Annotated in this window: 26 protein-coding genes; 11 read left to right on the top strand and 15 right to left on the bottom strand. The window is 64.4% G+C overall.

Annotated features, from left to right (window positions below; genetic code table 11):
• Positions 1–56 precede the first annotated feature (56 nt).
• Genes ACJASC_RS03200 through ACJASC_RS03190 form a run of 3 tightly spaced genes read right to left on the bottom strand, consistent with a single transcriptional unit; the run spans position 57 to position 3,977 of the window.
• Complete coding sequence (locus ACJASC_RS03200; protein WP_415143481.1) at positions 57–827, bottom strand: sulfite exporter TauE/SafE family protein; 771 nt, start codon at positions 825–827, stop codon at positions 57–59.
• Positions 828–846: 19 nt separating this feature from the next.
• Positions 847–1,719 carry a ribokinase gene (locus ACJASC_RS03195; protein ID WP_415143479.1) on the bottom strand — a complete coding sequence of 291 codons (873 nt, stop codon included), beginning with the start codon at positions 1,717–1,719 and terminating at the stop codon, positions 847–849.
• Positions 1,716–3,977 carry an NADP-dependent malic enzyme gene (locus ACJASC_RS03190; RefSeq protein ID WP_415143477.1) on the bottom strand — a complete coding sequence of 754 codons (2,262 nt, stop codon included), beginning with the start codon at positions 3,975–3,977 and terminating at the stop codon, positions 1,716–1,718. Before ACJASC_RS03190 ends, ACJASC_RS03195 begins: the two co-directional genes overlap by 4 nt.
• Before the next feature lie 154 nt (positions 3,978–4,131).
• Here ACJASC_RS03190 and mutS point away from each other — a divergent pair, with 154 nt between their 5' ends.
• Positions 4,132–6,768, top strand: a complete 2,637-nt coding sequence (gene mutS, locus ACJASC_RS03185) for a DNA mismatch repair protein MutS (protein ID WP_415143475.1) — start codon at positions 4,132–4,134, stop codon at positions 6,766–6,768.
• Positions 6,769–6,880: 112 nt separating this feature from the next.
• Here mutS and ACJASC_RS03180 read toward each other — a convergent pair whose 3' ends face one another.
• On the bottom strand, positions 6,881–7,441 hold the full coding sequence (locus ACJASC_RS03180) for a nucleotide exchange factor GrpE (protein WP_415143473.1): 561 nt from the start codon (positions 7,439–7,441) through the stop codon (positions 6,881–6,883).
• A gap of 15 nt (positions 7,442–7,456) precedes the next feature.
• Positions 7,457–8,521, bottom strand: coding sequence for a heat-inducible transcriptional repressor HrcA (gene hrcA, locus ACJASC_RS03175; protein WP_415143471.1), 1,065 nt, complete (start codon positions 8,519–8,521; stop codon positions 7,457–7,459).
• 134 nt (positions 8,522–8,655) lie between these two features.
• Here hrcA and rph point away from each other — a divergent pair, with 134 nt between their 5' ends.
• The 3 genes from rph to hemW are packed head-to-tail and all read left to right on the top strand — an operon-like array spanning position 8,656 to position 11,124.
• On the top strand, positions 8,656–9,363 hold the full coding sequence (gene rph / locus ACJASC_RS03170; protein ID WP_021694357.1) for a ribonuclease PH: 708 nt from the start codon (positions 8,656–8,658) through the stop codon (positions 9,361–9,363).
• Entirely contained in the window at positions 9,363–9,968 is a 606-nt protein-coding gene (gene rdgB / locus ACJASC_RS03165) for an RdgB/HAM1 family non-canonical purine NTP pyrophosphatase (RefSeq protein WP_415143515.1), read from the top strand. The genes rph and rdgB overlap by 1 nt, the downstream gene beginning before the upstream one ends.
• Entirely contained in the window at positions 9,961–11,124 is a 1,164-nt protein-coding gene (gene hemW, locus ACJASC_RS03160) for a radical SAM family heme chaperone HemW (RefSeq protein WP_415143469.1), read from the top strand. Before rdgB ends, hemW begins: the two co-directional genes overlap by 8 nt.
• Positions 11,125–11,133: 9 nt before the next feature.
• Here the strand turns inward: hemW and ACJASC_RS03155 are convergent, their stop codons facing one another.
• The 7 genes from ACJASC_RS03155 to hemJ all read right to left on the bottom strand — a co-directional run bounded on the left by ACJASC_RS03155 (position 11,134) and on the right by hemJ (position 18,459).
• The gene (locus ACJASC_RS03155; protein ID WP_045320062.1) at positions 11,134–12,015 is read right to left on the bottom strand and encodes a ParB/RepB/Spo0J family partition protein; all 882 of its coding nucleotides are present in this window, start codon (positions 12,013–12,015) and stop codon (positions 11,134–11,136) included.
• A gap of 8 nt (positions 12,016–12,023) precedes the next feature.
• Positions 12,024–12,806 (bottom strand): ParA family protein, encoded by a 783-nt coding sequence (locus ACJASC_RS03150; protein ID WP_415143467.1) that lies wholly within the window; start codon positions 12,804–12,806, stop codon positions 12,024–12,026.
• Positions 12,799–13,425, bottom strand: a complete 627-nt coding sequence (gene rsmG, locus ACJASC_RS03145; RefSeq protein ID WP_415143465.1) for a 16S rRNA (guanine(527)-N(7))-methyltransferase RsmG — start codon at positions 13,423–13,425, stop codon at positions 12,799–12,801. The genes ACJASC_RS03150 and rsmG overlap by 8 nt, the downstream gene beginning before the upstream one ends.
• The gene (gene mnmG, locus ACJASC_RS03140; RefSeq protein ID WP_415143463.1) at positions 13,425–15,290 is read right to left on the bottom strand and encodes a tRNA uridine-5-carboxymethylaminomethyl(34) synthesis enzyme MnmG; all 1,866 of its coding nucleotides are present in this window, start codon (positions 15,288–15,290) and stop codon (positions 13,425–13,427) included. Before mnmG ends, rsmG begins: the two co-directional genes overlap by 1 nt.
• A 3-nt stretch (positions 15,291–15,293) precedes the next feature.
• Positions 15,294–16,577: a tRNA uridine-5-carboxymethylaminomethyl(34) synthesis GTPase MnmE gene (gene mnmE, locus ACJASC_RS03135; RefSeq protein WP_415143513.1), complete on the bottom strand. Its 1,284-nt coding sequence runs from the start codon at positions 16,575–16,577 to the stop codon at positions 15,294–15,296.
• A 22-nt stretch (positions 16,578–16,599) separates the two neighbouring features.
• Positions 16,600–17,874 (bottom strand): transcription termination factor Rho, encoded by a 1,275-nt coding sequence (gene rho / locus ACJASC_RS03130; protein WP_021694348.1) that lies wholly within the window; start codon positions 17,872–17,874, stop codon positions 16,600–16,602.
• A 135-nt stretch (positions 17,875–18,009) separates the two neighbouring features.
• The gene (gene hemJ, locus ACJASC_RS03125; RefSeq protein ID WP_021694347.1) at positions 18,010–18,459 is read right to left on the bottom strand and encodes a protoporphyrinogen oxidase HemJ; all 450 of its coding nucleotides are present in this window, start codon (positions 18,457–18,459) and stop codon (positions 18,010–18,012) included.
• A 418-nt stretch (positions 18,460–18,877) separates the two neighbouring features.
• Here hemJ and ACJASC_RS03120 point away from each other — a divergent pair, with 418 nt between their 5' ends.
• The 4 genes from ACJASC_RS03120 to dnaQ are packed head-to-tail and all read left to right on the top strand — an operon-like array spanning position 18,878 to position 21,573.
• Positions 18,878–19,477: a Maf family protein gene (locus ACJASC_RS03120; RefSeq protein ID WP_415143460.1), complete on the top strand. Its 600-nt coding sequence runs from the start codon at positions 18,878–18,880 to the stop codon at positions 19,475–19,477.
• Positions 19,474–20,304, top strand: a complete 831-nt coding sequence (locus tag ACJASC_RS03115) for a shikimate dehydrogenase (protein ID WP_415143458.1) — start codon at positions 19,474–19,476, stop codon at positions 20,302–20,304. Before ACJASC_RS03120 ends, ACJASC_RS03115 begins: the two co-directional genes overlap by 4 nt.
• Positions 20,301–20,894 carry a dephospho-CoA kinase gene (gene coaE / locus ACJASC_RS03110; RefSeq protein ID WP_415143456.1) on the top strand — a complete coding sequence of 198 codons (594 nt, stop codon included), beginning with the start codon at positions 20,301–20,303 and terminating at the stop codon, positions 20,892–20,894. Before ACJASC_RS03115 ends, coaE begins: the two co-directional genes overlap by 4 nt.
• Positions 20,887–21,573, top strand: coding sequence for a DNA polymerase III subunit epsilon (dnaQ, locus tag ACJASC_RS03105; RefSeq protein WP_415143454.1), 687 nt, complete (start codon positions 20,887–20,889; stop codon positions 21,571–21,573). The genes coaE and dnaQ overlap by 8 nt, the downstream gene beginning before the upstream one ends.
• 3 nt (positions 21,574–21,576) lie before the next feature.
• On the opposite strand, the gene secB is transcribed toward dnaQ, so the two are convergent.
• On the bottom strand, positions 21,577–22,122 hold the full coding sequence (gene secB, locus ACJASC_RS03100; RefSeq protein WP_021694342.1) for a protein-export chaperone SecB: 546 nt from the start codon (positions 22,120–22,122) through the stop codon (positions 21,577–21,579).
• Positions 22,123–22,175: 53 nt separating this feature from the next.
• Positions 22,176–22,655: an FxsA family protein gene (locus ACJASC_RS03095; protein ID WP_021694341.1), complete on the bottom strand. Its 480-nt coding sequence runs from the start codon at positions 22,653–22,655 to the stop codon at positions 22,176–22,178.
• A 136-nt stretch (positions 22,656–22,791) separates the two neighbouring features.
• Here ACJASC_RS03095 and ACJASC_RS03090 point away from each other — a divergent pair, with 136 nt between their 5' ends.
• The 3 genes from ACJASC_RS03090 to ACJASC_RS03080 are packed head-to-tail and all read left to right on the top strand — an operon-like array spanning position 22,792 to position 25,081.
• A complete protein-coding gene (locus ACJASC_RS03090) occupies positions 22,792–23,451 on the top strand; it encodes a Tim44/TimA family putative adaptor protein (protein ID WP_021694340.1) in 660 nt (219 codons plus the stop codon).
• Positions 23,448–24,479: a murein transglycosylase A gene (gene mltA / locus ACJASC_RS03085; RefSeq protein WP_415143451.1), complete on the top strand. Its 1,032-nt coding sequence runs from the start codon at positions 23,448–23,450 to the stop codon at positions 24,477–24,479. Before ACJASC_RS03090 ends, mltA begins: the two co-directional genes overlap by 4 nt.
• Complete coding sequence (locus ACJASC_RS03080; protein WP_045320052.1) at positions 24,479–25,081, top strand: Smr/MutS family protein; 603 nt, start codon at positions 24,479–24,481, stop codon at positions 25,079–25,081. The genes mltA and ACJASC_RS03080 overlap by 1 nt, the downstream gene beginning before the upstream one ends.
• Here the strand turns inward: ACJASC_RS03080 and ACJASC_RS03075 are convergent.
• Positions 25,078–26,325 (bottom strand): MFS transporter, encoded by a 1,248-nt coding sequence (locus tag ACJASC_RS03075; RefSeq protein ID WP_415143449.1) that lies wholly within the window; start codon positions 26,323–26,325, stop codon positions 25,078–25,080. The genes ACJASC_RS03080 and ACJASC_RS03075 overlap by 4 nt on opposite strands.
• Positions 26,326–26,410: the final 85 nt, after the last annotated feature.

Genomic DNA, 26,410 nt, shown 5'->3' with positions numbered 1-26,410 from the left:
CCCCTGGATGCTGCAAATTGCGCGGATCAGTGTTGAGTGTCAAAGGCCTGGCGGCATCAGATCAGCGCCGCGACGCCGTCCCAGCACAGTTTGAGACCGACGAGCACCACCATGGCGTACATCACCGGGTAGAAGATTTCGGCCCGCATCCGCCGCACCACGAAGGCGCCCGACAGCGTCGCCGCGATCGCAAGCGGCAACAGCGCCGCCGCGGCAGTGAGGTTGGCGGCGTCGAACTGGCCCAGAAGGGCGTAGGGGATCACCTTGATCACGTTCACCACAGCGAAGAAGATCACGCTGGTGCCGGTATAGACACGGGGTTCGAGCCTGAGCGGCATGGTATAGACCTGAAACGGCGGCCCGCCCGCATGGGCGACAAAGCTGGTGTAGCCCGCGAGCGTCGACCAGACCGAGGCGCGCGCCGTGCTCTGCACGCGCGGCGCGGCGCGGCGGGCATTGCCCGACAGCAGCCAACGGGCCGAAAAGGCCAACGCCACCACCCCGACGATCAGCCGCACCGCTCCGTCCGAAACCAGCGCCGCCGTGAGCCAGCCGATGCCGATGCCGATCGCCGCGCCGGGCAGCATCCGTTTGAGCGTGCCCGCGTGATAGGTGCCGCGCCATGCCCAGAGGCTGATCGCATCCATCATCAGCAGGATCGGCAACAGGATGCCCGCGGCCTGCACCGGCGGGATCGCCAGCGCCATGATCGGCACGCCCAACAGCGCCAGCGCGCCGCCCAAACCCCCTTTGGACAGGCCGACCAACACCACGGCGACGCAGGCCGCGAGGAGCGCCCAAGGGTCTGAAAAGACGAAATCCTGCATATTCGTGCCGCGTGCGACCTCAGAAGACCGCCCGCTCGACCTCCTCTCGCGAGGGGATCGCATCGGCCGCGCCGTGCCGTCCGACCTTGAGCGCCCCCGCACGTGAGGCGAGCGTCAGCGCCTCGGGCATCTGCAGCCCTTCGGACAGCCCGGCGAGAAGATAGCCGGTGAAGGTATCGCCCGCGCCGGTGGTGTCGACCGCCGCGACGCGCGGTGCGTCAACGTGGTGGCGTGTGCCGGAGGCGGTGTCGATCCAGTCGCAGCCTTGGGCCCCGAGCGTCACCACGACATGCGGCACCGGCAGATCCTCGACCGAGGTGCCCAGCGCCTCGGAAAGCTGTCGCGCCTCGACCTCGTTGAGCACGAGGAGGTCGAGATGCGGCAGCACGGCGCGTACGGCCCCGGCCTCGAACGGTGCGGCGGCATAGGCCACGGTGAGGCCGCGCGCGCGCGCCAGCGCCGCCGCCTCGACCTGACCGTTGGTTTCGTTCTGGGTGACCAGCAGGTCGCCCGAAACGGCCCTGTCCAGAGCCTGTCTCACGGCGTCGAGGTCGATGTCGCGATTGGCACCGGGCCAGAGCGTGATCGCGTTCTCGGCCTGAGCGTCCACGGCAATGATCGCGTGGCCGCTCGGGCCATCACGGCGCTGCACATGGGTGCAATCGACGCCGTGATCCCTCAACCGTTCGACCATCCAGCCGCCATCCGCGCCGACCGCGCCCAGATGCGCGACCCGGGCACCGGCGCGGGCGGCGGCGACGGACATATTGGCCCCCTTGCCGCCCAGACCCCGCGACAGGGCGGTCGCGGCCAGCGTCTCGCCTGGGGTGGGGATATGCGGGACGGAATAGACGTGATCGGCGTTGATCGAGCCCAGGTTCCAGATCGTCATGCGCGCCTCGCCTTGCAGGCGGCCATGACGGCCATATTGACGATGTCGTTGACGGTCGAGACGGTCGAACAGATCTGGATCGGCTTGTCGACGCCCGACAGGATCGGCCCGATGATCGTGGCCCCCGCCATCTCCTGCATCAGCTTCACACTGATCGAGGCCGAGTGCCGCGCCGGAACCACCAGCACGTTGGCCGGTCCGGTCAGCCGCGAGAAGGGATAGTTCTCCTGCCCCTTTGCATTCAGTGCCACGTCGACCGCCATCTCGCCCTCATATTCGAAATCGACGTTCCGCCCGTCGAGCACCTCGGCGGCGCGGTGCATTTTGGTCGCGCGTTCGGAAACCGGGTAGCCGAAGGTCGAGAAGCTGACGAAGGCCACGCGCGGCTCCAGGCCCAGTTCGCGCGCCACCTGCGCGCCTTGGGTCGCGATATCGGCGAGATCCTCCTCGTCGGGCCATTCATGCACCAGCGTGTCGGCAATCAGCACGATCCGACCGTTATGCATGACGACCGAGACGCCGACCGCGCCGTCATGCGGGCCTGCGTCGAAGACGTGGTTCACCAGCTCCATTACATGCGCCGATTTGCGCGTTGCCCCTGTGATCATGCCGTCGCCATGGCCATGCGCCAGCATCAGGGACGCGAAGACGTGCCTGTCGCGGCCCGCGAGGCGGTGGATGTCATGCTGGTCGAGACCCTTTCGCTGCAGCCGCCGATAAAGGAACGCCTTGTAGGTATCGAGATGCGGCGTGTTGGCGGCGTTGACAACCTCCAGCTCGGCCGCCGCATCAGCCATGCCCTCGGCGGCGAGTTTCTCGGCCACGTCGTCGCTACGTCCCACCACCAGCGCCTTGCCAAAGCCGGACCGCTGGTACTGCACCGCGGCACGCAGCACGCGCGGATCGTCGCCCTCGGCGAAGATCATCGTCGCCTGCGCCGCCCGCGCCCGTGCGTTGAGGCCGCGCAGCACGCTCGCCGTCGGGTCCATCCGGCCCTTCAATGCCTGTTCGTATTGCTCCATGTCGGCGATCTCGCGCCGCGCCACGCCGGTCTCCATGCCAGCGCGGGCCACGGCGGGTGGAATCCGGTGGATCAGTCTTGGATCGAAGGGCGTCGGGATGATGTAATCGCGACCGAAGCTGAGCTTTTGGCCATAAGCCAGCGCCACCTCGTCGGGCACCGCCTCGCGCGCCAGTTCGGCCAGCGCCTCGGCGCAGGCGATCTTCATTGCGTCATTGATGGCGCGGGCATGGATATCCAGCGCCCCGCGAAACAGATATGGAAAACCGAGGACATTGTTGACCTGATTGGGATAGTCCGAACGCCCCGTGGCGACGATCGCATCCTCGCGCACCTCATGCGCCTCTTCGGGCGTGATCTCGGGATCGGGGTTGGCCATGGCGAAGATCACCGGGTTCGGCGCCATCGACTTGACCATGGCTTGGGTCACAGCGCCCTTGGCAGAGACCCCGAGGAACACGTCGGCCCCGTCCATCGCCTCCTCCAGCGTCCTGAGCGACGTGTTGGCGGCATGGGCCGATTTCCACTGGTTCATGCCGATGGTGCGGCCCTGCCAGATCACGCCCTTGGTGTCGCACATGATGCAGTTGTCGTGCCGCGCGCCCATCGCCTTGAGCAGTTCCAGACAGGCGATCCCGGCGGCCCCCGCGCCGTTCAGCACGATCCGCACATCCTCGATCTTCTTGCCCGAGATGTGCAGCGCGTTGAGCAGGCCGGCAGCGCAGATCACGGCGGTGCCGTGCTGGTCGTCATGGAAGACGGGGATGTCCATCTCTTCCTTGAGGCGCTGCTCGATGATGAAGCATTCGGGCGCCTTGATGTCCTCGAGATTGATGCCGCCGAAGGAGGGACCCATCAGCCGCACCGCGTTGCAGAAGGCGTCCGCGTCCTCGGTGTCGAGCTCGATGTCGATCGAGTTCACGTCGGCGAAGCGCTTGAACAGGACCGACTTGCCCTCCATCACCGGCTTGGAGGCCAGCGCGCCCAGATTGCCGAGGCCCAGCACGGCGGTGCCGTTCGAGATCACCGCCACGAGGTTGCCCTTGTTGGTGTAGTCATAGGCGGTCTCGGGGTGCTCGGCGATCACCTCGCAGGGGATCGCGACGCCGGGGCTGTAGGCAAGGCTCAGGTCGCGCTGGGTGGTCATCGGGACGGTGGCCGTCACCTCCCACTTGCCCGGGGACGGGGCCTCGTGGAAGTTCAGCGCGTCCTCGCGCGTGAAACGGGGTTTGGCCATATCGTCGTCCTTCCTGCCTTGGACGATCAGGGATAGCGGCATGCTGCGGCGCGGCGCAACGCCCTTGCGTCAAAGCGGCTCCGGAGCGCGTCCGGGGTTTCGCCGGTGGGCCGCAAAAGCTAGTGTCGCGCCGCTGCACCCCCGGGAGAGACGCATGAACACGCAAGCCGGCACCGTGACGCCGATGATGGCGCAGTATCTGGAGATCAAGGCGGCGCATGGCGATGCGCTGCTGTTCTACCGGATGGGCGATTTCTACGAGATGTTCTTCGACGACGCGGTGGCCGCGGCCGAGGCGCTCGACATCGCGCTGACCAAGCGCGGCAAGCATATGGGCGAGGATATCGCCATGTGCGGCGTGCCGGTGCACGCAGCCGAGGGCTATCTGTTGACGCTGATCCGCAAGGGGTTTCGCGTGGCCATCGCCGAACAGCTCGAAGACCCGGCGGAGGCGAAGAAACGCGGCTCGAAATCGGTGGTGAAGCGCGATGTGGTGCGCCTCGTGACGCCCGGCACGCTGACCGAGGAGAGCCTGCTCGACGCGCGGCGGCACAACTTCCTCGCGGCGTTCTCGGAGCTGCGCGACGACTGCGCCCTGGCTTGGGTCGACATTTCGACCGGCGCGATCTCGGTGCTGGGCTGCGATCGGATGGCGCTGGGCCCGGAGCTTGCGCGGCTTACCCCGCGCGAGCTTCTGGTCGAGGACAGCGTGGAACAGGCCCTGTCGGACGTCACCTCGGGCTTCGATCTGGCGGTGACGCCGTTGCACCGGGGCGCCTTCGACAGCGCTGGCGGGGCGGCGCGTCTCGCGGCGCTGTGGAAGGTCGCCTCGCTCGACGCCTTCGGGGCGTTCTCGCGCGCCGAGGTATCGGCCATGGCAGCGCTGGTCGAGTATCTGGAATTGACGCAGAAGGGCAAGCTGCCGCTGCTGCGCCCGCCGCATCAGGAGGCGCGGATGTCGGCGATGCGGATCGACGCCGCGACGCGCCGGTCGCTCGAGCTGACCCACGCGATGGGCGGCGGTCGCGAGGGATCGCTCCTGCATGCGATCGACCGCACCGTGACGGCGGGCGGCGCGCGGCTTCTGGAGCGGCGCGTAGCCTCGCCGTCGTGCAATCTGGGGACCATCTCCGCGCGGCAGGAGGCGGTGGCGCATCTGGTCGAGGACGATCGGCTCCGCGGCGATTTTCGGACAGCGCTGCGCGGCGCGCATGATCTCGACCGGGCGCTGTCGCGCCTCGCCCTCGACCGGGGCGGCCCGCGCGACATGGCGGCGATCCGCGCGACATTGGAGGTGGCGGGCGAGATCGGCGCTCTGGCCGAGAGTCGCGACCTGCCCGCCCCCCTGAAAGAGGCGACCCGGAGCCTGTCGGGGCACGAGATCCTGCACGAGTTGCTCGATCAGGCGCTGGTGGCCGAGCCGCCGCTTCTGGCGCGCGACGGTGGCTTTGTCGCCACGGGCCATGACCCAGACCTCGACGATGCCCGCCGCCTGCGCGATGAAGGGCGCGGGGTGATCGCCTCGATGCAGGCCGATTATGCCTCGGATACGGGGATTCAGAGCCTGAAGATCAAGCACAACAACGTGCTGGGCTATTTCATCGAAACCACTGCGACCCACGCCGCCAAGATGCTGACGCCACCGCTTTCCGAGCGGTTCATCCACCGCCAGACCACGGCGAACCAAGTGCGGTTCACCACGCTCGAACTCAGCGAGATCGAGACCCGCATCCTGAATGCGGGTGGCCATGCGCTGGATCTTGAAAAACGGGTCTATGACAGGCTCAGATCCGCCATTCTCGACCATGCCGGACCGCTGGGCCAACTGGCCCGTGCGCTGTCGGAGATCGACCTTGCGGCTGGCCTGGCCGATCTGGCGCGCGGGGCCGAATGGTGTCGCCCGCGGCTTGACGACAGCCGGGCGTTTCACGTGGAATCGGGTCGGCATCCGGTGGTGGAACAGGCTTTGCGCCGCGCGGGCGAGCCTTTCGTAGGCAATGATTGCGATCTGGGCGACGCGGCCTTGTGGCTGCTCACGGGTCCGAACATGGCGGGCAAATCGACCTTCCTGCGACAGAACGCGCTGATCGCGGTGCTGGCGCAGATCGGAAGCTACGTGCCTGCGGCTTCGGCGCATATCGGTCTCGTCAGCCAGATCTTCAGCCGGGTCGGCGCCTCGGACGATCTCGCGCGGGGCCGCTCGACCTTCATGGTCGAGATGGTCGAGACCGCCGCGATCCTCAATCAGGCCGACGATCGCGCCTTAGTGATCCTTGACGAGATCGGGCGCGGCACCGCCACTTATGACGGTCTGTCGATCGCTTGGGCGGTGCTGGAGCACCTGCATGACGTGAACCGCTGTCGTGGTATCTTTGCGACCCACTACCATGAGATGACCCAGCTTGCCGCAAAGCTCGATGGCGTGGCGACCGCGACCGTCGCGGTGCGCGAGTGGCAAGGTGAGGTGATCTTTCTGCACGAGGTGCGGCGCGGCACCGCGGATCGCAGCTATGGCGTACAGGTGGCCCGTCTCGCCGGGCTTCCGACATCGGTGGTCGAGCGGGCACGGGTGGTGCTTCAGGCGCTGGAACAGGGCGAACGCGAAGGCGGCGGACGGCGTCAGGCGCTGATCGACGATCTGCCCCTCTTTGCCGCCACGGCACCTGTTCAGGAACCTACGACGTCTAAGCTGTCATCGAGAATGCAGGAGATCGAGCCTGACAGGCTGACCCCGCGTGAGGCGCTGGAGCTGATCTACGAGTTGAAGTCGCTATCGCACGACATTTCGTAATGGTTCCCCAAAAAGAGAGCGCGGCTTTCGCCGCGCTCTCGAACTCATAACCTGATCACTTGCCTCACTAACGCGATCGAACCGGATGGGTTCCGGCAAGCTACTGATTTTTTCAGCTTTCTTTCATCGACGAGACGCCGACCTGCGCGGGGCGCAGCAGGCGGTCGTGCAGCATGAAACCTTGCGTCGCAACCTGAATGATTTCGCCCGCCTTGGTCCCCGGTACGGGCGCTTCGAACATCGCCTGATGCTGCTGCGGGTCAAATTTGTCGCCCACTTTCGGATCGATCGGGTGGATGCCGTGCTTTTTGAAAACGCTCAGAAGCTCGCGCATGGTCAGCTCGATCCCCTCGATCAGCGCCTTTTGCGCTTCGCGCTGATCCTCGGCGATGGCGTCGAGGGCGCGGGAGAGGTTATCATGCACCGGCAACAGATCGCGCGCCAGCTTGGAGCCGCCGTAATTCTCGGCCTCGCGCCGATCCCGCTCGGCCCGCTTGCGGGTGTTCTCGGCATCGGCCAGGGCACGGATGAAACGGTCGCGGATCTCGTCGCGCTCGCGCTTGAGCATCTCGAGATCGTCCGACCCCTCGGCGGCCTCGGCGCTCACTTCGCCGTTCTCGTCGACCTCCGCGGCCAGTTCGTCGAGGCTGCGCGGTTCGTCCTGTTCTGCCATTGCTGTCTTTCCCCTTCAGGAGCGGTCGGACACGAGGCGCCCGACCAGCTGTGCGGTGTAGTCCACGATGGGCACGATCCGCCCATAATTGAGTCGGGTCGGCCCGATGACGCCCACGGCGCCAATGATCTTACGGTCGGCGTTCATATAAGGAGAAACGACCAAAGAGGAACCCGAAAGTGAGAAAAGCTTGTTCTCGGAGCCGATGAAAATCCGTACCCCGTCGCCCTCTTCGGCGAGGTCGAGAAACTGCGCGATGTCGCGCTTGCGCTCCAGATCGTCGAACAGCGTCCTGATGCGGTCGAGATCGGCCTCCTCGCCTGCCTCGCCCAAGAGATTGCCGCGACCGCGCACGATCAGCCTCTCGCTCTGCTCACCGGGATTGACCCATGTGGCGAGACCGGCTTCGACCAGATCGGCGGCAAGCCGGTCGATCTCCTGCCGCCGAGTGGCGATTTCACGTGAAATCACGCCAGCCAGTTCGCGCAAGGTATGACCGCCCGCGATGGCGTTGAGGAAATTCGCCGCCTCGCGCATTGAGGACGGGGTCTGGCCCTTGGGCGGGGCAAAGATGCGGTTCTCGACATGGCCGTCCGCGAAGACCAGCACCACTAGCGCCCGCTCGTCCGAGAGCGACACGAACTCGATATGCTTGATCGGGGCTTCGTGCTTGGGCGTGAGCACGAGGCTCGCTCCATGGGTGATGCCCGACAGCGCATGGCCCACCCGATCGAGCAGGGAGGCCACGTCGCCATCCGCCTCCTGCATCGAGGAATCGATGCGGCGGCGGTCCTCGCCGTCGAGATCCCCGACCTCGAGAAGCCCATCGACGAACATCCTCAACCCGGTCTGGGTCGGAATCCGGCCGGCGCTGATATGCGGGCTGCCCAAGAGGCCCAGATGCTCGAGATCCTGCATGGTGTTGCGAATCGTCGCGGCCGAGACCTTTTCCGACATATGCCGGGTCAGCGTCCGTGACCCCACCGGGGCCCCGGTTTCGAGATAACCTTCGACCACGCGCCGAAACACCTCGCGCGAGCGGTCGTTCATGTCCTCGATACGGGGCGATCTGTCTGGCATCGCGGTCAGGGTTCCTTGCGGGGCATGGCACCATAGGGGCGGGTCGGGGGCGAGGTCAATGCGGCCCCGCGGCGGCCTTGGATTTGTGGTCGGCAAGGCGTATGCGCAAGCCCGACACATGAAAGGATGACACTATGCGCCCCTCCGGACGGACCCCCGACGCGCTGCGCGCCGTCGAGATCGAAACGGGCTTCAACTGTCACGCGGAAGGTTCCTGCCTGATCCGTGTCGGCCAGACCCAAGTGATCTGTACCGCCACCGTCGAGGAGCGCGTGCCGCCCTTCAAGCGCAACTCGGGCCAAGGTTGGGTCACGGCGGAATACGGCATGCTGCCGCGTGCCACCAACAGCCGGATGCGGCGCGAGTCCAAGGACAAGCAATCGGGCCGCACGCAGGAAATCCAGCGCCTGATCGGGCGGTCCCTCCGGGCCGGAGTCGATTTCCATGCGCTCGGCGAGCGGCAGATCACCATCGACTGCGATGTGATTCAGGCCGATGGCGGCACCCGCTGTGCTGCGATCACCGGTGGCTGGGTCGCCATGAAGCTCGCGGTCCAGAAGCTGATGAAGGCGGGCCTCGTGAAGACCGATCCGCTGGCCGAGCCGGTCTCGGCGGTCAGCTGCGGTCTCTATGCGGGGCAACCCGTACTCGATCTCGACTATCCCGAGGACAGTGAGGCTGGCGTTGACGGCAATTTCGTGATGTCGGGATCGCGCCTGATCGAGGTACAGATGTCGGCCGAGGGCTCGACCTTCACGCGCGAACAGATGACCCAGCTGCTGGATCTGGCAGAGGCGGGATGCGCCGAGCTGGGCCGCGCACAGCTCGCGGCGATCGCATGATGCGCCGTTTTGCCGAGACCTCCCTCGTCGTGGCTACGCATAATACGGGCAAGCTCGACGAATTTCGCGCGCTGTTGTCGCCCTATGGCGTCTCGGTGACGGGCAATGCCGATCACGGCCTGCCCGAACCCGAGGAGACGGAGCAGAGCTTTGTCGGCAATGCCCGGATCAAGGCCCGCGCCGCCGTCGCGGCGACCGGGCTTCCGGCGCTGGCTGACGATAGCGGGCTCGAGGTCTTCGATCTCGATGGTCAGCCCGGTGTCTATACCGCCGATTGGGCCGAAACCGGCGAGGGCCGCGATTTCGACATCGCGATGGAGCGGGTGCATCGCGAGCTCGAAGCCTCGGGTCGCCGTGCTCCGCACCGGGCCCGGTTCTGCTGTACCCTTGTGCTGGCTTGGCCCGATGGCCATGAAGAGGTGTTCGAGGGTCATGCTGCCGGCACGGTCACATGGCCGATGCGCGGGGCGCGCGGTCACGGATACGACCCGATCTTCGTGCCCGAGGGCCACGAGATCACCTTTGCCGAGATGGACGCCGATACGAAGAACGCCATGAGCCATCGCGCCCGCGCGGTGGAGAAGCTGCGAGCCTGTCTTGGCTGAGGCTCTCGAAAACTGGCAGAGGGGCGGTTTTGGCCTCTATCTGCATTGGCCCTTCTGCCAAGCCAAATGCCCCTATTGCGACTTCAACAGCCATGTTGCCCAAACGGTCGATCAGGATCGCTGGGCAGCGGCCTATCTGAGCGAGTTGGATCGGCTTGCCGAGGAGACCGAAGATCGGATCTTGGGATCGGTGTTCTTCGGTGGTGGCACACCGAGCCTGATGGAGCCGCGCATCGTCGGTGCGATCCTGGATCGGATCGGTCGCCGCTGGCGGCTTCGCAACGATGTCGAGGTCACGCTCGAGGCCAACCCGACGTCGATCGAAGCGGACAGGTTCGCAGGCTACCGCCAAGCCGGCGTCAACCGCGTGTCCATGGGAATGCAGGCCTTGAATGACAATGACCTCAGGCGGCTTGGCCGATTACACTCTGTCGCCGAAGGGCTGCGGGCCTTCGATATTGCGCGAAATGCCTTTGATAGGATCAGTTTCGACCTGATCTACGCCCGGCAAGATCAGACGCCCGAGCAATGGTCCGCCGAATTGGAACGCGCTCTCCAGCTATGTGCGGATCACCTGTCGCTCTATCAATTGACGGTGGAAGACGGGACAGCCTTTGGTGATCGACTGGCGCGTGGTGGGTTAAGAGGACTGCCTGACGAGGATCGGGCGGCGGAGATGTACGAGATCACCCAAGCCCTGACGACGTCAGCGGGTCTTCCAGCGTATGAAGTGTCGAATCATGCTGTTCCAGGGGCGGAAAGCCGGCATAACATGGTGTATTGGCGCGCTGGCGACTGGGTCGGTATCGGACCCGGCGCCCATGGTCGACTTGGGATCGCTGGTGCTCGACTGGCAACCGAAGCCCCGAAAGCTCCGGGTGCCTGGTTGCGGGACGTCGAGGCCGATGTTGCTGGAGAGCTCCCGCGTGTACCGCTGGAGCCCGTCGAAGCTTTCGAGGAGACCATCATGATGGGCCTCCGGCTTCAGGAAGGTGTGGCAATTCCCGAGCGTGCCCCGGTCAATTTCAAGGATTTCGCTAGCCGGGTCAAAGGCCTGGAGGACCTTGGTTTCCTTCGCCGAGTTGAGGACCGGCTGATCGCGACGGAAGCTGGTCGGCCGATCCTGAACGCTGTACTGCGCGAACTTCTGGCGTGAACCCGGGGGTCACCCCCCGGACAGGAGCCGAAGAAGATCGTCGAGTTGTTCGAGATCTCGGTAGCGCAGCGTTACTTTGCCACCCTCGCCTTGAGGATCGTGATCGATGCTTACCGGCATCCGCAGGGTGGCCGAGATATCACTTTCGATCTGAACGGTGTCAGCGTCCTTTGAGGATTTGCGCGCGGATCTTACGGTCGGTGCCTTCCCCGGTTTGCGAACAAGGGATTCGGCATCGCGCACCGACATCCCCTTGAGCAGCATTTGCCTAGCAAGGCTTGACGCCTGCTCGTTCCCGACGAGCGTCCGGGCATGGCCGGCAGTCAACTGGCCGGAGGTCAACATTTCTTGCACGTCATCCGGGAGCGACAGAAGCCGCATAAGGTTGGCAATATGGCTGCGGCTCTTGCCGAGCGCACTTGCCAGTTGTTCCTGGGTATGACCAAAGCGGTCCATCAGCTGCCGATAACCCGCGGCCTCGTCTATGGCGTTGAGGTCCGCGCGCTGGATGTTCTCAATGATAGCGACTTCGAGAACCTCGGTATCGCTGTATTCTCGGATGAGTACGGGCAGTTCATGCAGCTTGGCGAGCTGCGAGGCGCGCCAGCGGCGTTCGCCTGCCACGATCTCGAAATATCCCTCGCGGGATGAATCGCGCCGTACGATCAGCGGTTGGATGACGCCTTTTTCGCGAATGGAGGCAGCGAGTTCGTCGAGAGCGGTTTCATCGAAATGCCGCCGTGGCTGGTCCGGGTTCGGACGGATATTTTCGATCGGAACCATCATGTCGGGACGTCTCGCCTGCTCTGCGGTGCTTTGATCCTGCGTAACATCGGCCATGAGAGCCGAGAGCCCTCTACCCAGCCCACGCGCCTTTTGCTTCTCAACCATGTCCGACATCACCCTTCGCGTTGGATCACTTCTGCGGCCAGATCGAGATAGGCCTTGGTCCCCGCGCAGGCGGGATCATAATCGAGCACCGGCATCGCATGAGATGGCGCTTCGCTCAACCGCACATTGCGTGGGATGACCGTCTTGAACACCAAGTCCCCAAGAGTTTCTCGGGCGTCTGCTTCGACCTGTTGCGACAGATTGTTGCGCCTGTCGTACATGGTCAGAACGATCCCTTCGATGCGGAGGGATTTATTCGCAGATCCGCGGACTTCTCTCAGTGTAAGCATAAGCTGCGATAGTCCCTCGAGAGCGAAGAATTCACTCTGCAGCGGCACAATGACAGAAGCGGCCGCAACCATGGCATTGATGGTCAGAAGGTTGAGCGCCGGGGGACAGTCTATCAAGACATAGTCATACTCTTCTCTATCCTGCAGCAGTTCCTTCAAACGTCTGCGCAGAATGCGGCTCCGGTCGGTCGAAGACATGAGTTCAACATCGGCGGAACTGAGATCGGTCGTGGCAGGTATGATATCCAAACCCACAACTTGAGTCCCATGGACACCATCACTCGCTTTGCCGTTTCCAAGAAGCAGGTCATAGGTGGTCGAGCGCCGATCGCTACGAGCAAGCCCGAGCCCTGTCGAGGCGTTGCCCTGTGGATCCATATCGATCAATAGGACCTTCCGCCCAGCTTTTGCCAAGGCGGCGCCGAGATTGATCGCAGTAGTGGTCTTGCCCACGCCGCCTTTCTGGTTCGCCAATGCGATAATGCGGCAGGTGTCAGGCATGTTGCAGATCACTAATCAGGAGGACGCGGGCAGCGTCGTCAGTGCAACTGACGTATCTGCGAACGTTGAAAGTCCAATTGCGTTTGGCCTTCGAGATTTCAGTCTCATGAGACTGCCCTTTCAGGAACACGCATTGCCCATTTTGAACGAGATGTCGGTTGGCGTAGCTGAGCAGCATATCAAGAGATCCGAGTGCACGCGCACTAATGACACCAGCTTTTAGAGGATCGAGGTCTTCGACGCGGCCTGTATGGACTTTTACGTTGAGATCAAAGGTGCGGGCCGCTGTACGGAGAAAAGTGGCTTTTCGATTATCGCTTTCGATCAGTTGAAATTGCAATTTTGGTGCAATGGATCTTGCCGCGATCGCAAGGACGATACCTGGAAGACCGCCTCCGGAGCCAATATCTATCCAGTTGACGGTATCATTCGGGAAAAATGCAGCCAGTTGCAGGCTATCTTGGATATGCCGTTTTTCGAGATGCTCAAGATCGTTTCGAGATACCAAATTGATAACCGGCGACCACTTCCTCAGTAGTGCTATATATTCTGCTAGTGCTTCGCTTGTTTCACGTGAAACACTTGGTACGGCTAGCGGAACAGCATCCTCAATTACCATCACGCAGCCGCCCGCCGACTGGCACCCATCAACAACAGGAGACCGGCAGCAGTCATGCCCTCAATGCGCCCGGCTTCGCCAATAGACCGGGGTCGGATATTCTCAAGCTTGCCGCGGAGCTCTGAAGAAAGACCGGCGATAAGAGAATAATCTAGATCAGCCGGCAGATGACGATCCTCATCGCGACGAATAGATTCGGCATCGCGATCTTGGCGCTTCAGGTAAGCAGCGTATGTTGCCTCATTCTTCAATTGTACCGCCGTGGCCCGGTCTACATCCTTCAATGTAGGATCGATCGACAACAGCATATCAAAATCGATCTCGGCCAGCGCCAGTGCTTCCAGTCCCGATTTGGCTGGCCGATCCGGATTCAGGTTGGCTCCGCGTGCGACGAATTCAGCCGCTGGAAATGTCTTGGAACCAAGAACAACCCGACCTGCCTGCAATCTTTCCATCTTGTCCTGAAAATGGCTCCAACGCTGATCACCAATGCATCCAACCGTTCGTCCAGCTTCTGTCAATCGCTGATCAGCATTGTCAGCACGAAGAGAAAGGCGGAACTCTGCTCGTGACGTAAACATGCGATAGGGTTCAGTCACGCCCCGCGTGATCAGATCGTCGATCATCACGCCGATATAAGAACTGGTTCGGCTGAAGACGATCCCATCCCGTCCAAGCGCCATCGCAGCAGCCGCCGCACCAGCCGCGCAGCCTTGGGCAGCAGCTTCCTCGTAACCGGTCGTGCCGTTAATCTGCCCAGCAAGATAAAGCCCAGGCACCTCCTTGAGTTCAAGGCTGCTGTTCAGGGCGCGCGGGTCGACATAGTCATACTCGATGGCATATCCCGGTTGTTCGATTTCGACACGTTCGAGGCCCGCCATGCTTCTGATGAAGCTCTCCTGCACATCGAGCGGCAATGATGTCGATATCCCGTTAGGATAGACCGTATCCGTGCCCAACCCTTCGGGCTCTAGGAAGACTTGATGGCTGTCCTTTTCGGCGAAGCGTACAACCTTGTCTTCGATAGAGGGACAGTATCGGGGACCGGATCCAGTGATATTGCCACTATGCATAGCGGACTTGGTCAAATTCGCACGAATGATATCGTGGGCGGCAACATTGGTATGGGTAATACCACAGGCAATCTGACGCGCTTGAGGATGCTCATTCAGAAAGGACAACATCACCGGATCATTATCACCCGGCTGCGATTCCAAACGTGACCAGTCTATTGTCCGTCCGTTTAGACGGGCGGGCGTTCCGGTCTTCAGGCGCCCCATGCGCAGGCCGAGACTCATGATCCGATCGGCCAACCGGTTCGAAGCATTGTCGCCGAACCGGCCGCCCACCCGGGTCTCGCCGCCGAAATGAAGCACGCCATTGAGGAATGTACCGGTGGTCAGAATGACCGCTTGCGCATGTAACCGCTGGCTCCCTGCTAGTTCGACTCCACAGACGCGGCCGTGTGTTTCTACAAGATCGGTCACCTCGCCTTCGATGACATCCAGGCCTGTGATCTGTCGCAGTTCAACCTGCATCCGCTCGCGATACAGCTGACGATCTGCTTGCAACCGTGGGCCTTGAACCGCAGGGCCTTTTTTTCGATTAAGAAGGCGGTACTGGATCCCGGAAACGTCCGCGACGCGTCCCATCAACCCGTCGAGTGCGTCGATCTCGCGGACCAAGTGTCCTTTCCCAAGACCTCCGATCGCAGGATTACACGACATAACGCCAATCGTGGCGGCCTTCATCGTGATAAGCGCCGTTCGGGCACCCATGCGGCAGGCTATAGCCGCAGCTTCCACGCCGGCATGTCCACCCCCAACCACGATGATGTCGTAGGTTTCATGTTTCACGTGAAACACCCCCTATTTGCCGATGCAGAAGCTCGAAAATATTTCGCCAAGGATGTCTTCCACATCGACCCGGCCGACCAAAGTGTCAAGTGTTCTGACCCCAAGGCGCAGCTCTTCCGCCGCAAGATCGAGAGCCCCGTGAGGTTCAGAGACAATGGAAAGGCAACGCTCCAAATGCTCCACTCCCACAGAGAGCGCTTCACGATGGCGTTCGCGTATGGCGACCCCGGCTCCGAGCGCGCGTGATGACAGACGGTCGGAGATGGCCGACAGAAGTTCGTCGACACCCGCCCCAGTCAGGCCGGAAACTCCTGAAAGGCCAGGGGAATATCGGTCACAGCGACCAATCCGAACGATGTCTTTCGGCCCCTCGGTGACGGTACCGACTTCTTCCGGAGTGACCAAATGCACTCTTACATCAGCCTCCTGCGCGCGCTGGCGTGCCCGCGCGATCCCTATCGCCTCGACGGCATCCGTCGACTCCCGCAGGCCCGCTGTATCGAGAAGCGTCACAGGAAGCCCACGGAGATCCATCCGGACCTCGATCACGTCCCGCGTCGTGCCTGGCACGTCGGAGATGATTGCCGCCTCGCGTCCCGCCAAGTGATTGAGCAAGGTAGATTTGCCCATGTTCGGTGCACCGATGATGGCGACCTCAAACCCGTCCCTGATGCGTTCCGCCGCGACGACACCGTCCATTTCGACCTGTATCGCCTGCCGACAGCGTTCGAGGGTCGCGGTAACCTCAGGCGTGACATCGACAGGCACGTCCTCTTCGGCGAAATCGATCACGGCCTCGAGCAGAGCCATGGCCCGCAACAGGTCTCGCTTCCACTGATCGGCCTTTCGGCCAAGCCCACCGGACATCACCCGCATCGCCTGCCGCCGCTGCGCTTCGGTTTCGGCATCGACGAGATCGGCCAGCCCCTCGACCTGCGATAAATCGAGGCGACCGTTCTCTAAGGCCTGTCGCGTGAATTCTCCCGCCTGGGCCAACCGAAGCTCCGGCTGCTCGGACAGTTCCCTCAACACGACATCTATGACGGCGCGGCTGCCATGCAGATGAAGCTCCACGACCCCGGCCCCGGTAAAGCTGCGCCCTTTGGCAAAGGTCAGCACCAATGCCTCGTCCAGGACCTCACCCGCCATGTTCCGAACCACTCTCAGTCCTCGGCCATGCTCGGGGAGCGATCCGGTCAATCTTTCGGCCACCATACGCGCGGCGGGACCCGAGATCCGGATCACCGCGACGCCCGCGCGCCCGCGCGCGGTCGCCAGGGCATAGATCGTATCCATGGCCATGCCTTGCGATCTCGCGTCAGGTGTTCATGGAGTCGAAGAAATCGGAGTTCGTCTTGGTCTGCTTCAGCTTCGAGATCAGGAACTCGATCGCATCCGTGGTGCCCATCGGGTTAAGGATACGGCGCAGCACATAGGTTTTCTGCAGATCGATCTTCTCGACCAGCAGCTCCTCCTTGCGGGTGCCCGATTTGAGGATGTCCATCGCCGGGAAGACGCGCTTGTCGGCCACCTTGCGATCGAGCACGATCTCGGAGTTGCCGGTGCCCTTGAACTCTTCGAAGATCACCTCGTCCATGCGGCTGCCGGTGTCGATCAGCGCCGTTGCGATGATGGTGAGCGAGCCACCTTCTTCGATGTTGCGCGCCGCACCGAAGAACCGCTTGGGCCGCTGTAGCGCGTTGGCGTCGACGCCCCCAGTCAGCACCTTGCCTGAGGACGGTACGGTGGTGTTGAAGGCTCGGCCCAGCCGCGTGATCGAATCGAGCAAGATCACCACGTCGCGCTTGTGCTCGACAAGGCGCTTGGCCTTCTCGATCACCATTTCTGACACGGCAACGTGGCGTGTCGCGGGCTCGTCGAAGGTCGAGGAGACGACCTCGCCCTTCACGCTGCGCTGCATGTCGGTGACCTCCTCGGGCCGCTCGTCGATGAGCAGCACGATGAGATAGCACTCAGGATGGTTCTTCTCGATCGAGTGCGCAATGTTCTGCAGCAGCACCGTCTTGCCGGTGCGCGGCGGCGCCACGATGAGCGAGCGCTGGCCCTTGCCGATCGGGGAGACGAGATCGATGATCCGTGCCGAACGGTCCTTCGTCGCCGCCTCTTCCTCGACTTCCATCTTCAGCCGCTCGTCGGGATAGAGCGGCGTCAGGTTCTCGAAGGCGACCTTGTGGCGCGCCCGGTCGGGATCCTCGAAATTGATCTTCTCGACGCTGCGCAGCGCGAAATAACGTTCGTTTTCATTGGGTTCGGCGATCACGCCCTCGACCGTGTCACCGGTGCTCAACGAAAACTGGCGGATCATGTCGGGCGAGACATAGATGTCATCGGGACCGGGCAGATAGTTGGCCTCGGGGCTACGAAGGAAGCCGAAGCCGTCCTGAAGCACCTCGAGCACGCCATCGCCGCCGATGACCCAGTCTTCCTCAGCCCGTTCCTTGAGGATGGCGAACATCATGTCGCCCTTGCGCATCGTCGAGGCGTTCTCGATCTCCAGCTCTTCGGCCAGCGAGAGAAGATCCTTCGGGCTCTGCGCCTTGAGATCGGCGAGGTTCAGGCGGTCCTGGGACATGGGAAACGGTCCTGTGGCAGCCCGCGGGCCGCTCTTGTCGGTCGTGAAAATGGAATCGCTTCGCCCGGACGGGCAAGCGGGAGAAGTCTTAGGCGGGGATAAGTCGCGCGTCAACGTCGCAGCGCGCCCATGGCCTCAGAACGGGCGGACCACCACCGCGACCACGATGAGCAAAAGCAGGAGCGTCGGCACCTCGTTGGCGATGCGGTAGCTGCGGCCCGCGCGGGTATTGGTGCCCGCGGCGAACTCCTTGAGGCGCTTGGAGAGCCAGCCATGCATTCCCGTCATCGCCAGCACCGCCGCCGCCTTGACCCAAGGCCAGCCCTGCGACCAGTCGACCACCCCAGTGGATATCAGCAACCCGCCGAAGATCCAGGTCGAGATCATCGCCGGCGTCATGATCAGCTTCAGGAGCTTGCGTTCCATAATCTGGAACGTGCGGTCCAGCTCTGTCCCCTTCTCGGCCCGCTCCGCGTGGTAGACGAAGAGCCGCGGCAGATAGAACATCCCGGCCATCCACGCCACGAAGGACAGGATGTGTCCGGTCTTTATCCACGGATAGGCGGCGGCAAGCAGGTCGGTCATTTCGATCCCTTTCTCGGACCGGCTCCTTCTCAAATGAATAAGGATAAAAGAAAAGATGATGATGGTAGTAGGGCGGTGGATAAGCGGCAGTTGACAGCATGTCCCCAGAGTCGTCCACAGGCTACGCGGACTCGACGATGCCGAGGAACGACTCGGCTACACCGGTCAAGCCTATGATATAAAATGAAAAATATTTATCACTTGCCGCATGTCCCAACCGAGTCGTGATCTTGACTCGGGCATTTGCCCACAATTGCCCCCAGCGAGGCTCTTGTCCTCGTCCCCCGTGGATAACTCGCTGAGTCGCAAAGCCGACTCACCCCGCTTGTCCCGAGTCGCGACAGGGGTCACAACTCTCCACCGAGTCGTCCTTATGATTCGATCCCGATTCCTCCCTAGAGTCGTCCACAGGCCCGCCATGACCCAAGCCCTCGTCCTCGCCTCCGGATCAGAGATCCGCGCCAGCCTCCTGCGGCAGGCCGCGATCCCCTTCGAGATCGAGAAAGCCCGCATCGACGAAGCCGCGCTGAAGGCTGCGCTTCTCGCCGAGGACGCACCGCCGCGCGATCTCGCCGACAAGCTCGCGGAGATGAAGGCGCTCAAGGTCTCGGCCCGCCACCCCGGGGCGCTGGTGCTCGGCTGCGACCAGGTTCTCGCCCTCGGCGGAGAGGTGTTCTCCAAACCCGAAAGCCCCGAGGACGCGCTAGACCAACTCACCCGCCTCTCGGGCCGCACGCATCAGCTTCTCTCGGCCGCCGTGGTCTGCCTCGACGGGGAACCGATCTGGCGCCATGTCGGGGTGGTCCGGCTCGACATGGCCAAATGTTCGGAGAGCTATCTGCGCGATTATGTCGACCGCAACTGGGACTCGATCCGCCATTCGGTCGGCGGCTACAAGCTCGAGGAAGAGGGCGTGCGCCTGTTCGTGCGAGTGGTGGGCGATTATTTCACGGTGCTGGGCCTGCCCTTGGTCGAGCTGATCAACTGGCTGGTTCTGAGGGGAGATCTGCAAAGATGAGCGCGCATCGCATTCCGTTGGCCGGGGTCATCGGCGCCCCGATCGCCCATTCCCGCTCACCCCGGCTTTTCGCGCATTGGTTCGGCGCCATGGGGATCGCCGGGCATTATGTGCCCTTGCATATCGAGCCCGCCAACTTCGAGCAGGGCGTGCGCGCTCTGCCCCTGATGGGGTTTCGCGGCGCCAATGTGACGCTGCCGCACAAGCTCGCGGCGCTGCAGATCGCCGATCACCTCAGCGACCGCGCTCGCCGCATCGGTGCGGCCAACACTCTGACCTTCCGCGAGGACGGCATCCACGCCGACAACACCGACGGTCATGGCTTCCTTGAAAATCTGCGGCAGTCGGCGCCCGGCTGGTCCGCGGCGGACGGCCCGGCGGTGGTGTTGGGCGCGGGCGGTGCCGCGCGCGCCGTGCTCGACGGGCTGGTCGAGGCCGGCGCCCCCGAGATCCGCCTTGCCAACCGCACCCGCGCCCGGGCGCAGGCGCTGGCCGAGGCGTTCGGCCCGAGGATCCGGGTGATCGACTGGGTCGAGGTTCCCGAGGCTCTCGATGGATCGGTGACGGTGGTCAACACCACCTCGCTGGGCATGGAGGGCGCCGATCCTTTCGATCTCGACCTTTCCGCCCTGCCCGGCGACGTGCTGGTGACCGATCTTGTCTATACGCCGCTCGACACACCGATGCTGATCGCGGCGCGGGCGCAAGGCTGCCGCACGGTCGACGGGCTGGGGATGCTGTTGCATCAGGCCGTACCGGGGTTCGAACGCTGGTTCGGCGCCACGCCGGAGATCACGGAGGCCACGCGCGCGGCGGTACTCGGATGATTTTCCGTCTCGGCCTCACCGGCTCCATCGGCATGGGAAAATCGACCACGGCGGCGATGTTCGCGGATGAGGGGCTGCCGGTCTGGGACGCCGATGCCGCCGTGCACCGGCTTTATGGTCCCGGCGGTGCGGCGGTTGCACCGGTGGGCGCGGCCTTTCCCGGCGCGATCGAGAGCGGCGCGGTGTCGCGTGACCGGCTCAAGGTGATCATCGCCGCCGACGCCACGGCCCTGCCCCGCATCGAGGGGATCGTGCATCCGCTGGTGCAGGCTGACCGCGAGGGTTTTGTCGCCGGGCAAACGGCCGAGATCGTGGTGCTGGACGTGCCGCTGCTGTTCGAGACCAGCGGCGAGACGGAGATGGACGCCGTCGTGGTGGTCACCGCGCCGCCGGAGGTTCAGGCCGCGCGCGTGCTCGCCCGCCCCGGCATGACCCGCTCTCAGCTCGACGCGATCCTCGCGCGGCAGATGCCCGATCTTGAGAAACGCGCCCGTGCCGATTACCTGATCGAGACCGTGAGCCTCGACGCGGCCCGCGCCGGCGTGCGAGATGTCATCGAGCGGATCAGGAGACAGCTGCGTCATGCGTGAGATCGTACTCGACACCGAGACCACCGGATTCGAGCCTGCGGAGGGCGACCGCATCGTCGAGATCGGCGCGGTCGAACTGCAAGGCCACATGCCCACGGGCCGCACTTATCACCAATATATCAATCCCGAACGCTCCATGCCCAAGGGCGCGTTCGAGGTGCATGGGCTCGGTGACGATTTCCTGCGCGACAAGCCGAAATTCGCCACCATCGCGCAGGACTTTCTCGACTTCATCGGCGATGCGCGGCTGGTGATTCACAACGCCGCCTTCGATATGAAATTTCTCAACGCCGAGCTGGGCTGGGTGAACAAGCCCAAGATCCCAATGGACCGCGCCCTCGACACGCTGGCCATCGCGCGCAAGCGGTTTCCCGGCTCGCCCGCCTCGCTCGACGCGCTGTGCCGCCGTTTCGGCATCGACAACGGCGCGCGCACGCTGCACGGCGCGCTTCTCGACAGCGAGATCCTCGCCGAGGTCTATCTGGAGCTGATCGGCGGTCGGCAGCCCGATTTCGCGCTCAAGGTGGCGCAGGGGCGTGGTGGCGACGCGGAAGCCGATTGGCGCCCGCGCCCGCGCCCGGTGCCGCTGCCACAGCGGATCACCGGGGATGAGGCCGCCGCCCATGCCGCCTTCGTGGGGGGCTTGGGCGACGCTGCGCTCTGGAAAAAGTTCAGCTAGGCCTCACGCGGTGCCCGACGGGCCCTGCTCGGCCTCGGCTGCCTTCTGGGCCTGCTGCTGCTGTGCGCGGCGCTGAAGCTCGTTGCGATAGAGCTGCAGGAAGTCGATCTGCTCGAGGTTCAGCGGCGGGAAACCACCGTCGCGGGTCACGTCCGAGACGATCCGGCGCAGATAGGGGAAGGTCATGCGCGGGCATTCGATCAGCAGGTAGGGGTGCAGCTGATCGTCCGGCACGCCGGAGATCTGGAACACGCCCGCATATTCGATCTCGAACAGGAACAGCGGCTCGCCCGATTCCTTGGCCTTCGAGGTGATGTTGAGCTTGGTGATGACCTCGTACTGGCCCTCGGCCCCGCGCTTGCGGGCATCGAGATTGACCTGCACCGAGACCTCGGGCTGCAGGTCGCCGGTAAGGCCCTTCTGCGCCAGCGCGTTCTCGAAGGACATGTCGCGGATGTACTGCGCGACGATGCGCTGCGTCACCTTGGGCTGCTGTGCGGCCTGATCGTTGGCCTGAGGGGTCGCGGGGGCGTCGGGCGTGTCGGTCATGAAGATCCTCCGGTGTCAGTTGCACGAATGTCTAGCAGCCCCGTGGTCGCCCCTCAATGGCGGGTCCAGCCCGAAGGATGCGTCGGCGCGCGGCCCTCGCCCAACTCCTGGAATTCGCCGTCGATCACCGTATCGCGCGGCGCACGCGGGCCGGGCTCGGGCCGTGACCCCATCTCGAAGCTGGCCACCTTCACCTTGTCCTTGAGAAGCCGGAACACCCGCGCCCGCACCGCCGGGATCAGGAGCGCAAAGCCACAGGCATCGGTGAAGAACCCCGGCGTCAGCAACAGCGCGCCCGCGAACAGGATCATCGCCCCGTCGGCCAAAGGCCGCGAGGGATCCGACAGTTCGGACATGGAACGCTTGAGCCGATCGAGCGCCAAGAGCCCCTGCCCACGCACCAGCGCGGTGCCCGCGATCGCGGTCAGCACCACGATCAGCAGCGTCGGCCAGAGCCCGATCAGCCCGCCGATCTGGATGAACAGGCCGATCTCGATCAGCGGCACGGCGAGAAAAGCGATGAAGAGCCACATGGGCGGTCTCCCGATGGTCTGTGATCGTCCCGCCGCGACGATCTGCGCCGGGGCGTTGGTGGACTTGAAGGTTCGCGTGGCTTACATAGGTGCCACATGGGTCCGGTGCGAGGCCCGTGCTGACAAGAGGCCCAGAATGAACTCTCCCATCATCCAGCTTCTGGTGCTCGCAGGCATCGCGATATTCCTGATTCTGCGGCTGCGCGGTGTGCTGGGCACGCGCGAGGGTTTCGAGAAGCCGAGCCTTCCCGCACAGACCGAAAAGCGTCGTCCCCGCCCCGAATTCGAGGTGATCGAGGGCGGCCCCGATCGCGATATCACCGATCACGTGCCCGAGGGCAGCGACACTGCCAAGGCACTCTACGCGATGAAGGCGGCAGACCCGGACTTCAACCTGAGCGAGTTCCTGCAAGGGGCTCGTGGGGCCTATGAGATGATCCTCATGGCCTTCGAGAACGGCGATCTCGAAAGCGTGAAGCCGTTTCTGTCGGAGGATGTCCATGAGGCGTTCGCCGAGGTGATCGCCGCGCGCGAGCGCGAAGGCCTCAAGGTCGAGGCGACCTTCGTGGGTCTGGGCGAGATCGCGGTGCGCGAAGCCAGCTTCGACGCCGCCAGCCGCGAGGGCGAGATCGCGGTGCGATTCACCGGTGAGTTGACCTACGTGGTGCGCAACACTGCGGGCGAAATCGTCGAAGGCTCCACCTCCGAGATCAAGCGCCAGCGTGATGTCTGGACCTTCGGCCGCATCATGGGCAACGAAGATCCCAACTGGAAACTGGTGGCGACCGGGGAATGATCCGGCGCGCGGCGGCACTGGCCTTGGCCCTCGGGCTGCCGCTCGCCGCGACGGCGAGTCCCAAGCTGCTCGGTTTCGAGCAGCTCCGCGGTTGGGCCGAGGACGATCACGCCGCCGCGCTCGAAACCTTTCTCGAAACCTGCCGCGACCTGCGCGACCGCGATTGGAAGGCGCTCTGCGCGCTGGCCCGCGAAACCGACGACGCGCGGGGTTTCTTCGAACTGTTCTTCCTTCCGGTGCTGGTAGAGGACGGGCGGGACGCGCTGTTCACCGGCTATTACGAGCCCGAGCTGCGCGGCTCCGAGGTGCCTGACGGGCGCTACGTCGCCCCGGTCTACCGCGTGCCCGACGATCTGCCCGCAGAGGGGCCATGGCTCACCCGGCAGGAAATCGACGAGGGTGGCGCGCTGTCCGGGCGCGGGCTCGAGATCGCCTATGTCGATCCGGTCGAGTTGTTTTTCCTGCAGATTCAAGGCTCGGGCCGGGTGCGGCTGCCGGGCGGCAAGGTGATCCGTCTCGGCTATGGCGCGGCCAACCGCCAGCCCTATTCCTCGATCGGTCAGGAGTTGGTGGCGCGCGGCGTCTACGAGCCGCATCAGGTTTCGGCCGAGGTGATCCGCTCATGGGTGCGCCGCAACCCCGATGACGGGCGCAAGCTCCTGTGGACCAACCGCTCCTACGTGTTCTTTCGCGAGGTGAACGAGGTGCCGCCCGAGCGTGGCCCTCTGGGGGCGATGAACCGATCAATCACGCCGCTGCGCACGGTGGCCATCGATCCGGCTTATGTGCCGCTCGGCGCGCCGGTCTGGATTGAGACCGAGGGCGAGGACAGGTTTCGCCGCCTGATGGTGGCGCAGGACACCGGCTCGGCGATCAAGGGCGCCCAGCGCGCCGACATCTTCTTCGGCACCGGGCGCCTCGCGGGCAAGCGTGCGGGCCGAACCCGCGACACGGGGCGGCTGGTCATGCTGCTGCCGATCCAACGCGCTTGGGACATGCTGCCGCAGACGCTGGCCGATCCGGCCTGATGGCGCGCAGGCCACGGCACTTGTCGCCCGAGGAGCGGGCGCTGTGGGACAGCGTCGCGCGTCAGGCCGCGCCGATGCACAAGCGCCGTGCCGCCGCTCCCGCCCCGGAGGCCAAGGCCGCGCCCAAACCGCCGGAGGTCGCCCCGTCCGAGCGCTTCGATCCCCTGCCCCGGTTCCGGGTCGGGCAGAAGGCCGACGCGGCGCGGTCCGACGACCTGCTGCCGGGCCTGCGCGACCGGCTGCGCGCCGCGCCCGTGGCGATGGACGCCAAGGCGCATGGCCGCATGACGCGCGGCAAGCTCAAGCCCGAGGCCCGGCTCGACCTGCACGGCATGACCATGTCCGAGGCACATCCCGAGCTGGTGGCCTTCATCCTGTCGTCGCAGGCCATGGGCCGCCGTCTCGTTCTGGTGATCACCGGCAAGGGCCGTGAAAAGGACTACGAGGCGCCGATGCCGGTGCGTCACGGCGTGCTGCGCCATCAGGTGCCGCAATGGCTCGGGCTGTCGCCGCTCAGGCAGGCGGTGCTGCAGATCACCCCGGCGCATCTCCGCCATGGTGGCGAAGGCGCTTATTACGTCTATCTGCGTCGCGCCCGCTAGGCTGCGCGCGCCAATGCATCTGGCGCGGGCAAGAGCCGCGCGGCCCGGCGCACGCCAAGGGCCGCGAGCAGCCCAGCGAGGCCCAGATAGGCCGCGATCCCCAGCATCTGGTCCGGGAAATCGACGCCCCGGTCGATCAGCAGGCCGCTGATCCCCGGCCCCACCGCCGAGCCGAACACCATCACCGCTGCCGCCGCCGACTTGATCGCGCCGATATGGCGCGTGCCGTAGAATTCGGCCCAGAAGGCACCCGGAAGCACCGCCTGCGCGCCTGTGCCAAAGCCCAGCACCGCGAGGCCGAGCCCCGCCATGGCGAGACCGTCGGCCTGGCTCAGCACCAGAAAGGCCAGCATCCATGGCAGCATGAGAAACGGCATCAGCCGCGCCGTCCCGAGCCGGTCGAGCGCGGCCCCGGCGATGAAGTTGGCGGCGATGGTGACGGCGGTGAAGAGCGGCATCAGGGCCACCCATTGCCCGAGGGTCCATGGCTTCAACTCAGCCAGATGCACCTGCTGGAAGAACAGCGCCGTGCCCCATGCGGGCGGGCCGAGCAGCGCCGGCACCATCAGCCAGAACAGCCAATGCGCGACCGCGCCGTTGCGGGTCCAGTGGCGGCCTGCCATGCCAAAGGACTGGCTCGCATGGGCGATGCTCTGCGGTGTCCGCTCCTGCCGCAGTAGCCTCAGCGCCAGCGGCATCGCCAGCAGCGACATCCCGGCAGCCCCGAGCCACAGCAGCCGCCAGTCGGCCCATGCCAGCCCCGCCACGAACAGCGCGGGCAGCACCGCCTGCCCCAGCGCCACGCCCATCGAGGCGACCGACAGCGCCTTGCCCCGCCCGGCGGCGAACCAGCGCGCCATGGCGACGACCGAGATGTGGATCATCATCCCCTGCCCGGCAAAGCGCAGCACGAAGATCACCGGCACCAGCGCCCAGGCCCATCCCCCCGGCAGCGCCGCCATGCCAAGGCAGCCGATGGCCAGCAGCGCCATCGCCGCGGGCCCCAGACGCCGCGCCCGGAACCGATCTGTCAGCCCGCCGGCCCAAATCATCACCAGCGCCGACGCCGTCGTGCCGAGCGTGTAGATCCCGCCCCAAGCGCCGTGGCTCAGCCCGAACTCCGCGCGGATCTCGCCCGCGAAGATCGAGATGAAGAAGGTCTGGCCGAAGGAGGAGCCGAAGCTCAGCAATGCCCCTGCGGCAAGGAAGGACGCGTTGTCGCGCACGAAACGCAAGAAGCTCATGGAGGACCGCCTTTCAGCGCGTTGGTGGCAACGAAGATGGCCGAGGGGAAGTCCGTACGCTTCGAAACCTTCCCCGACTCCAAGC

The organism is Limimaricola cinnabarinus (assembly GCF_047631075.1).
GTDB lineage: Bacteria > Pseudomonadota > Alphaproteobacteria > Rhodobacterales > Rhodobacteraceae > Limimaricola > Limimaricola cinnabarinus.
The sequence above is the reverse complement of the archived record's forward strand: the minus strand, read 5'-3'. Positions and strand labels throughout refer to the sequence as shown.

Excerpts from the sequence above, each read along its gene's own strand:
- rsmG (WP_415143465.1), bottom strand. The coding sequence starts at position 13,425 with ATGGTAATTGAGGATGCTGTTCCGCTAGCCGTACCAAGTGTTTCACGT.
- mltA (WP_415143451.1), top strand. The coding sequence starts at position 23,448 with ATGATCCGGCGCGCGGCGGCACTGGCCTTGGCCCTCGGGCTGCCGCTC.
- ACJASC_RS03120 (WP_415143460.1), top strand. The coding sequence starts at position 18,878 with ATGACCCAAGCCCTCGTCCTCGCCTCCGGATCAGAGATCCGCGCCAGC.
- ACJASC_RS03095 (WP_021694341.1), bottom strand. The coding sequence starts at position 22,655 with ATGTGGCTCTTCATCGCTTTTCTCGCCGTGCCGCTGATCGAGATCGGC.
- rph (WP_021694357.1), top strand. The coding sequence starts at position 8,656 with ATGCGCCCCTCCGGACGGACCCCCGACGCGCTGCGCGCCGTCGAGATC.
- ACJASC_RS03180 (WP_415143473.1), bottom strand. The coding sequence starts at position 7,441 with ATGGCAGAACAGGACGAACCGCGCAGCCTCGACGAACTGGCCGCGGAG.
- rho (WP_021694348.1), bottom strand. The coding sequence starts at position 17,874 with ATGTCCCAGGACCGCCTGAACCTCGCCGATCTCAAGGCGCAGAGCCCG.
- hemJ (WP_021694347.1), bottom strand. The coding sequence starts at position 18,459 with ATGACCGACCTGCTTGCCGCCGCCTATCCGTGGATAAAGACCGGACAC.
- ACJASC_RS03090 (WP_021694340.1), top strand. The coding sequence starts at position 22,792 with ATGAACTCTCCCATCATCCAGCTTCTGGTGCTCGCAGGCATCGCGATA.
- ACJASC_RS03155 (WP_045320062.1), bottom strand. The coding sequence starts at position 12,015 with ATGGTTGAGAAGCAAAAGGCGCGTGGGCTGGGTAGAGGGCTCTCGGCT.
- coaE (WP_415143456.1), top strand. The coding sequence starts at position 20,301 with ATGATTTTCCGTCTCGGCCTCACCGGCTCCATCGGCATGGGAAAATCG.
- mnmE (WP_415143513.1), bottom strand. The coding sequence starts at position 16,577 with ATGGATACGATCTATGCCCTGGCGACCGCGCGCGGGCGCGCGGGCGTC.
- ACJASC_RS03075 (WP_415143449.1), bottom strand. The coding sequence starts at position 26,325 with ATGAGCTTCTTGCGTTTCGTGCGCGACAACGCGTCCTTCCTTGCCGCA.
- mutS (WP_415143475.1), top strand. The coding sequence starts at position 4,132 with ATGAACACGCAAGCCGGCACCGTGACGCCGATGATGGCGCAGTATCTG.
- ACJASC_RS03115 (WP_415143458.1), top strand. The coding sequence starts at position 19,474 with ATGAGCGCGCATCGCATTCCGTTGGCCGGGGTCATCGGCGCCCCGATC.
- ACJASC_RS03080 (WP_045320052.1), top strand. The coding sequence starts at position 24,479 with ATGGCGCGCAGGCCACGGCACTTGTCGCCCGAGGAGCGGGCGCTGTGG.
- rdgB (WP_415143515.1), top strand. The coding sequence starts at position 9,363 with ATGCGCCGTTTTGCCGAGACCTCCCTCGTCGTGGCTACGCATAATACG.
- ACJASC_RS03190 (WP_415143477.1), bottom strand. The coding sequence starts at position 3,977 with ATGGCCAAACCCCGTTTCACGCGCGAGGACGCGCTGAACTTCCACGAG.
- ACJASC_RS03200 (WP_415143481.1), bottom strand. The coding sequence starts at position 827 with ATGCAGGATTTCGTCTTTTCAGACCCTTGGGCGCTCCTCGCGGCCTGC.
- secB (WP_021694342.1), bottom strand. The coding sequence starts at position 22,122 with ATGACCGACACGCCCGACGCCCCCGCGACCCCTCAGGCCAACGATCAG.
- dnaQ (WP_415143454.1), top strand. The coding sequence starts at position 20,887 with ATGCGTGAGATCGTACTCGACACCGAGACCACCGGATTCGAGCCTGCG.
- hrcA (WP_415143471.1), bottom strand. The coding sequence starts at position 8,521 with ATGCCAGACAGATCGCCCCGTATCGAGGACATGAACGACCGCTCGCGC.
- ACJASC_RS03150 (WP_415143467.1), bottom strand. The coding sequence starts at position 12,806 with ATGCCTGACACCTGCCGCATTATCGCATTGGCGAACCAGAAAGGCGGC.
- ACJASC_RS03195 (WP_415143479.1), bottom strand. The coding sequence starts at position 1,719 with ATGACGATCTGGAACCTGGGCTCGATCAACGCCGATCACGTCTATTCC.